The 7,036-nt window shown below is 39.7% G+C and carries 7 protein-coding genes; all 7 read left to right on the top strand.

The window, feature by feature from the left end; translation table 11 throughout:
* The first annotated feature begins 10 nt into the window (after positions 1-10).
* The gene (locus tag BN1356_RS11525; protein ID WP_093651528.1) at positions 11-1,513 is read left to right on the top strand and encodes an ABC transporter permease; all 1,503 of its coding nucleotides are present in this window, start codon (positions 11-13) and stop codon (positions 1,511-1,513) included.
* Positions 1,513-2,439 (top strand): oligopeptide ABC transporter permease OppC, encoded by a 927-nt coding sequence (gene oppC / locus BN1356_RS11530; protein WP_093651529.1) that lies wholly within the window; start codon positions 1,513-1,515, stop codon positions 2,437-2,439. The genes BN1356_RS11525 and oppC overlap by 1 nt, the downstream gene beginning before the upstream one ends.
* 9 nt (positions 2,440-2,448) lie before the next feature.
* Entirely contained in the window at positions 2,449-3,513 is a 1,065-nt protein-coding gene (locus BN1356_RS11535) for an ABC transporter ATP-binding protein (RefSeq protein ID WP_093651530.1), read from the top strand.
* A 9-nt stretch (positions 3,514-3,522) separates the two neighbouring features.
* A complete protein-coding gene (locus BN1356_RS11540; RefSeq protein WP_093651531.1) occupies positions 3,523-4,449 on the top strand; it encodes an ATP-binding cassette domain-containing protein in 927 nt (308 codons plus the stop codon).
* A 110-nt stretch (positions 4,450-4,559) separates the two neighbouring features.
* Positions 4,560-5,555: an IS30 family transposase gene (locus BN1356_RS11545; protein ID WP_176694281.1), complete on the top strand. Its 996-nt coding sequence runs from the start codon at positions 4,560-4,562 to the stop codon at positions 5,553-5,555.
* A gap of 157 nt (positions 5,556-5,712) precedes the next feature.
* Positions 5,713-6,186: a sigma-70 RNA polymerase sigma factor region 4 domain-containing protein gene (locus tag BN1356_RS11550; RefSeq protein WP_093651533.1), complete on the top strand. Its 474-nt coding sequence runs from the start codon at positions 5,713-5,715 to the stop codon at positions 6,184-6,186.
* Between the two features lie 71 nt (positions 6,187-6,257).
* Entirely contained in the window at positions 6,258-6,731 is a 474-nt protein-coding gene (locus tag BN1356_RS11555) for a sigma-70 RNA polymerase sigma factor region 4 domain-containing protein (protein ID WP_093651533.1), read from the top strand.
* Positions 6,732-7,036: the final 305 nt, after the last annotated feature.

Raw genomic sequence — 7,036 nt, forward strand, 5'->3', positions numbered from 1 at the left:
AAATACTAGAATGAAGAAGTATGTTTTTCTGCGGATCTTACGTTCATTGTTCTCTCTTTTTATGGTAACCACCTTAATCTATACGATTATTTACACTATGGTACCAAGAAGAAAGATTTTTGATAAAGATCCCACATACGTAAAAGTGGCAAAAAACCCAGATGCCAAAGATGATTATGTCAATACGGTTTATGAGAAGATGGGCTATATCGACTACATGAATTCTAAACAGCTTCAAGAAGCTGTTGGAGAAGCAAATGGTGGAACAAGCCAAGATTCAACTGCTGCTAACAAAAAAATATATGAAGATTATATTGTAAAAATGGGGAACGGATGGGCGCTTCACCAGTTTGAAGATAGCCAGCTTTTTTATGCGACTCGTGAAATTCCGATTTACCAACGGATTTTCGGTTTTTATGGTAACCTCATTCAGGTTGACCATACCAATCGTATTAAAGACGAGACCAATCCAGAGCTAGAACGTTATTTACGTTTTGAAAATGATCCATCAGCAGGTTTTTCTTTGGTTGGTTCAGGAACAAAACATAAGTACTTGCTCTATTTTAATGGACAATTCCCTTTTATTCATCAGAATTTCATCAATCTTGATATGGGACTTTCCTACCCAACGTATGCCAATGTTCCGGTACTTGATGTTTTAACAACTGGACAAGGAAAGGCTCTTTCTACAGATGTTACTTTCCCGACAGGAGACACTAAGAAATCTTCTATTGATATTTATAGTCGTACTTATAAGTCACCAGCTTCAGCAGATCGCCAAGATATTGCCAATTTTGGTGAGGGCGATGCTTATACGGCAACGAAGACTCGTTATCAGGATCCATCTATGTTGGTCAACTCCTCGATTATCGGTTTAATCAGCGTAGTAATTTCTTATGCTTTGGGTATTCCATTGGGAATCTTGATGGCAAGATATAAAAATAGATTATTTGATACAGTGAATACGGCCTTCTTGAGTTTTTTGATGGCCTTGCCAAGTATTGCTTTCATCTATATTTTCCGTTTTGCACTGGGAAAACTATTCGGATTACCGGACACTTTCCCTGTTCTGGGTGCATCGAATCCTAAGTCATACATCTTCCCTGCTGTTCTCTTGGGACTCATGACCATTCCTGGTACAGCAATTTGGATTCGTCGTTACTTCATTGATTTACAAACGAGTGATTATGTCCGTTTTGCTCGGGCTAAAGGTTTGTCGGAATCTGAAATTTCAAGGTCCCATATTTTTAGAAATGCGATGGTTCCTGTTGTATCCAGCATTCCAGGATCTATTTTAGGAGTTATTGTGGGGGCGACTTTCACAGAATCTGTCTTTGCCTTTCCAGGTATGGGTAAGATGCTAATTGATTCAATCAATGCAAGCAATAATAATATGGTGGTAGCTCTAACCTTTATTTTTGCAGCCTTATCTATTTTCTCTCTTCTCTTGGGAGATCTCTTAATGACGGTTGTGGACCCTCGTATTAAATTAGACGTTAAAGGAGGTAAATAATGTCAACAATTGATAAAAGTAAATTTCAATTTGTCAAACGTGATGACTTTGCCTCTGAAACGATTGACTCCCCAGCTTATTCGTATTGGAATTCTGTTTTTCGTCAATTCTTTAAGAAAAGATCAACTATTTTTATGTTGCTAGTTTTAATCGGAATTGTCTTAATGAGTTTCATCTATCCTATCTTTTCAAACTATGACTTTAGAGATGTGAGTAAAATCAATGATTTTTCTGCTCGCTACAACTGGCCTAATGCAAAGTATTGGTTCGGTACAGATGCCAATGGACAATCACTTTTCGATTTTGTCTGGTACGGAGCAAGAAATTCCATTCTTATTTCCCTTATTGCCACTGTTATTAATCTAGTCATTGGTGTTATAGTTGGTGGATTCTGGGGTGTTTCTAAGACCTTTGATAAAATCATGATGGAAGTGTATAATATTATTTCCAATATCCCCTATCTCCTGGTTGTTATCGTACTCACTTACGCTCTTGGCTCAGGTTTCTGGAATTTGATTTTAGCTTTCTGTATTACAGGTTGGATTGGGGTTGCTTACTCTATTCGTATTCAAATCATGCGCTACCGTGACTTGGAATACAACTTGGCCAGTCGTACACTGGGTACTCCTACAGGAAAACTAGTCGTGAGAAACCTCTTGCCACAGTTGGTATCGGTTATTGTAACCCAAGCGTCTCAAAGCTTACCTGCCTACATTTCCTTTGAGGCTTTCCTTTCTTACTTTGGTATCGGACTTCCGGTAACGACTCCAAGTCTTGGTCGTTTGATTTCCAAGTATGCCCAAAATGTAACAACAAATGCCTATCTTTTCTGGATTCCTTTGACGGCACTTGTCCTCGTCTCATTCTCACTCTTCATCGTAGGACAAAACTTGTCCGATGCGAGTGATCCACGTACCCACAGATAAGGAGAAAATATGACAGTAAATAAAAATGTAATATTATCTGCAAAAGATGTGGTTGTGGAATTTGATGTTCGTGACCGTGTCTTAACAGCTATTCGCAATGTATCTCTGGACTTGGTTGAAGGAGAAGTTCTAGCGATTGTAGGAGAATCGGGTTCTGGTAAGTCTGTTCTAACCAAAACATTTACAGGAATGTTGGAAGAAAATGGTAGAATTGCTTCGGGAACCATCACCTATCGTGGTCAAGAATTAACAAATATCAAAAACCATGAAGAGTGGGAAAAAATCCGTGGAGCGCGAATTGCAACGATTTTCCAAGATCCGATGACTAGTTTAAATCCTTTGGTGACCATTGGCCGTCAAATCACGGAAGTCATTGTCAAGCACCAAGGAGTTTCTTCATCTGAAGCCAAAAGTCTCGCTATTGATTATATGGAAAGAGTTGGAATACCAGAAGCTAAGAAACGCTTCAATGAATATCCTTTCCAATACTCGGGCGGAATGCGTCAACGGATTGTTATCGCGATTGCCTTGGCTTGTCGTCCGGATGTTCTGATTTGTGACGAGCCAACAACGGCCTTAGATGTGACGATTCAGGCACAAATTTTGGACTTGCTCAAGGAATTGCAAAAAGAGTATAACTTTACTACCATCTTTATCACACATGACTTAGGTGTAGTAGCAAGTATCGCAGATAAAGTCGCAGTTATGTATGCTGGTGAAGTTGTTGAATTCGGTACCGTTGAAGACATCTTTTACGATCCACGTCATCCCTATACTTGGAGTCTCCTCTCGAGTCTTCCTCAACTGGCAAACGCTAGTGGAGAACTCTTCTCCATTCCTGGAACTCCACCATCTCTCTTTACTCCGGTAGTTGGGGATGCCTTTGCACCACGTTCTGAATTTGCGATGCAAATCGATTTTGAGGAAGCACCACCAATTATTCATGTAAATGATGTCCATTGGGCGAAAACCTGGCTCTTGCATCCAGAAGCACCAAAAGCGGAGAAACCAGAAGTTATCCAAGGTTTACATGAAAAAATCAAAGCTAAAATGTCAGTAGAAGAAATTAGTTAGGAGGAAGAAATGACTGAAAAATTAGTTGAAATCAAAGATTTAGAAATTTCTTTCGGAGAAGGGCATAAGAAATTTGTGGCCGTTAAAAATGCTAATTTCTTTATTAACAAAGGAGAGACTTTCTCTCTTGTAGGAGAATCTGGTTCTGGTAAGACTACCATTGGTCGCGCCATCATTGGCCTCAACGATACAAGTGCCGGAGATATCCTATATAAGGGAGAAAAAATCAATGGTAAAATCTCACGTGAAAAATCTCGCGAATTAATTCGTAAGATTCAAATGATCTTCCAGGATCCTGCTGCTAGTTTGAATGAACGTGCAACGGTTGATTACATTATTTCTGAAGGACTTCATAACTTCAAACTTTATGAAAATGAAGAAGATCGACAAAATAAAGTTCGTGAGATGATGACAGAAGTTGGTTTGCTAGCAGAACACTTGACTCGTTTCCCACATGAATTCTCCGGCGGTCAACGCCAACGTATCGGAATTGCCCGTGCTTTGGTGATGCATCCGGAATTGGTTATCGCGGATGAACCGATCTCTGCCTTGGATGTTTCTGTTCGTGCCCAAGTCTTGAACCTACTCAAACAACTGCAAAAAGAATTAGGTCTCACCTATCTCTTTATTGCCCATGATTTATCAGTAGTTCGTTTCATTTCAGATCGCATTGCTGTTATCCATAAGGGGATTATTGTTGAGGTTGCAGAGACAGAAGAACTCTTTAAGCATCCGATTCATCCCTATACACGTTCCCTTCTTTCTGCTGTTCCAATCCCAGATCCAATTTTGGAGCGCCAAAAGAAATTGGTGGTCTATAGTCAAGATCAGCATGACTATAGTGTTGACAAACCAGAAATGGTTGAAATCAAACCTGGTCACTATGTCTGGTGTAATAAAGCAGAACTTGAACAATATAAGAAAGATTATTTATAATCAAACATATATATAGAAAGAACCCCGCGTTGTAAAATGAAGTGCAACAAAAAAGACATGTTCGTCTGATATACTAGAATTCCCCAACTCAGTATAGAAAGCAGATGAACATGTCCAACACTCATTCTACCAAAAAATCAACCTATTCTCATCTCTCAGCCTCGGAACGTGGCGAAATGGCTGCTTATCTTAAAATGGGAAAGAAACCGGCTGAAATCGCTCGTCTTCTAGGAATCAAACGTGGTTCGGTGGATCAGGTACAGGATAAGAATGGGAAACGTACCTATTTCAGTGCCTATTTCGCTGATAGCGGACAGCGTGTCTATGAATCCAATCGTCAAAAGTGCTCTTATCTCAAGTTGAATGACTGCTCCGCTAAATTCATTGAGCAATTAGGATATGCCTTGAAAGCTAAAATTCGTCTTCATAGCGTAGATAGTTTCGTTCAGACTTATAAAGCAAATCATCCTGAGGAGGTTGTTCCCTCTACCAAAACCATTTATCGCTATATCAAAGAGGGGCTGTTAGTTATAAAACCAATCGATTTACCTAAGATGGTCAGTATCAGGAAACGTTCTAAGCCAGTCATTAAGACGAATAAGAAAACTTTAGGTCAGTCTATCGAAGAACGTCCTGAGTGTATCAATGACCGTTCTGAATTTGGTCATTGGGAGATTGACTTGGTTCTTGGAAAGAAAACCAAAGGTGAAGCTGTTGTTTTGACTTTGGTAGAGCGCCAGACACGCTATGCACTAGGAGTTAAGCTAGAAGACAAACAGTCCCATACCATTAATTGTGCTGTCAAACAACTTACAAGTCAGTATCCTATTGCATCCATTACAGCTGATAATGGTTCTGAATTTAGTTTACTCTCAGACTTGGAAGCTGTTGATGTTTACTTTGCACATCCATATTCTTCACATGAGAGAGGTACAAATGAGAACTTCAATGGTCTCCTCAGAGAATATATCCCTAAAGGAAACTCTTTTAATTCACTAACCTCTGAAGAACTTGACAACTATATCACAGCCATCAATGAGCGCCCGAGACGACTTCTTCAATACCAATCTTCAAAATTCCTATTTGGGATAGCCCAAATAGCTTAACCTCTGGATCTCTAGTTATCAATCAACTTGTTGCACTTGACTTGACAACATGCGATATAGAAAGAACTTCAATATGGAGTTCTTTTTCATATGCCAAAAATGTCCTTTCTGAAAGACCTGTATTCAGTTATACTCGTTTAAAGAAAAGGAGAACGTTATGAGATTTGAAGAAGTTTACCGTAGTGTCCAAGGGATTGTACATAAAACGCGTCGGGAATACTACATAAAACTATGGGACAAAAGTGATTGGGACCAAGAGGGGATGATTATCTTGCATCAGTTGCTCCAACAGGAACCTGGTATCGAAAAAGAAGCCATTCGCCTCTATACCTACTTCAAGGTGAAGTTCCGTAACTATGTCAAGGATAAAGTCCGCCGCCAAGAAAGCCAAAAGCGTAAGTTTGATCGTATGAACCACGAAGACATCACTGAACTTAGTCACCTAGTCGCTGAAGATGGTCTTCTCAGTGATGAAAAAGTCCTCTTGCAGGATATGCTAGAAAGTTATCGTAACACCTTAGGGCCATCGGACCAGATCAAATACCAGTCACTCATTAGCGGACAACGTTTCAAAGGTCGCAGTAAAATGCTTCAGGAATTGAAAGTCCACCTCTCGGATTTTCAAGATTAAGAGCTGGGGGGGAGTAGCTCCCTCCCCAGTCTTAAAAAAACCAAATATATTTTAAAGAAAAGGAGAACGTTATGAGATTTGAAGAAGTTTACCGTAGTGTCCAAGGGATTGTACATAAAACGCGTCGGGAATACTACATAAAACTATGGGACAAAAGTGATTGGGACCAAGAGGGGATGATTATCTTGCATCAGTTGCTCCAACAGGAACCTGGTATCGAAAAAGAAGCCATTCGCCTCTATACCTACTTCAAGGTGAAGTTCCGTAACTATGTCAAGGATAAAGTCCGCCGCCAAGAAAGCCAAAAGCGTAAGTTTGATCGTATGAACCACGAAGACATCACTGAACTTAGTCACCTAGTCGCTGAAGATGGTCTTCTCAGTGATGAAAAAGTCCTCTTGCAGGATATGCTAGAAAGTTATCGTAACACCTTAGGGCCATCGGACCAGATCAAATACCAGTCACTCATTAGCGGACAACGTTTCAAAGGTCGCAGTAAAATGCTTCAGGAATTGAAAGTCCACCTCTCGGATTTTCAAGATTAAGAGCTGGGGGGGAGTAGCTCCCTCCCCAGTCTTAAAAAAACCAAATATATTTTAAAAAAGATAAAAAAAATGATATCAGGTTCTTGACAAAGAGTAGTTGAATCTGATATAGTAATACAGTTGCCTCAAGAAGGCCAACAGATTAGTCTATTTCAACCTCTGAGGAAAAACTTCACTTTTTCCCGCGTTGTAAAATGAAGTGCAACAAAAAAGACATGTTCGTCTGATATACTAGAATTCCCCAACTCAGTATAGAAAGCAGATGAACATGTCCAACACTCATTCTACCAAAAAATCAACCTATT

The sequence above is a fragment of the Streptococcus varani genome, assembly GCF_001375655.1.
GTDB classification, from domain to species: Bacteria; Bacillota; Bacilli; order Lactobacillales; family Streptococcaceae; genus Streptococcus; species Streptococcus varani.

Excerpts from the sequence above, each read along its gene's own strand:
- BN1356_RS11525 (WP_093651528.1), top strand. The coding sequence starts at position 11 with ATGAAGAAGTATGTTTTTCTGCGGATCTTACGTTCATTGTTCTCTCTT.
- oppC (WP_093651529.1), top strand. The coding sequence starts at position 1,513 with ATGTCAACAATTGATAAAAGTAAATTTCAATTTGTCAAACGTGATGAC.
- BN1356_RS11535 (WP_093651530.1), top strand. The coding sequence starts at position 2,449 with ATGACAGTAAATAAAAATGTAATATTATCTGCAAAAGATGTGGTTGTG.
- BN1356_RS11540 (WP_093651531.1), top strand. The coding sequence starts at position 3,523 with ATGACTGAAAAATTAGTTGAAATCAAAGATTTAGAAATTTCTTTCGGA.
- BN1356_RS11545 (WP_176694281.1), top strand. The coding sequence starts at position 4,560 with ATGTCCAACACTCATTCTACCAAAAAATCAACCTATTCTCATCTCTCA.
- BN1356_RS11550 (WP_093651533.1), top strand. The coding sequence starts at position 5,713 with ATGAGATTTGAAGAAGTTTACCGTAGTGTCCAAGGGATTGTACATAAA.
- BN1356_RS11555 (WP_093651533.1), top strand. The coding sequence starts at position 6,258 with ATGAGATTTGAAGAAGTTTACCGTAGTGTCCAAGGGATTGTACATAAA.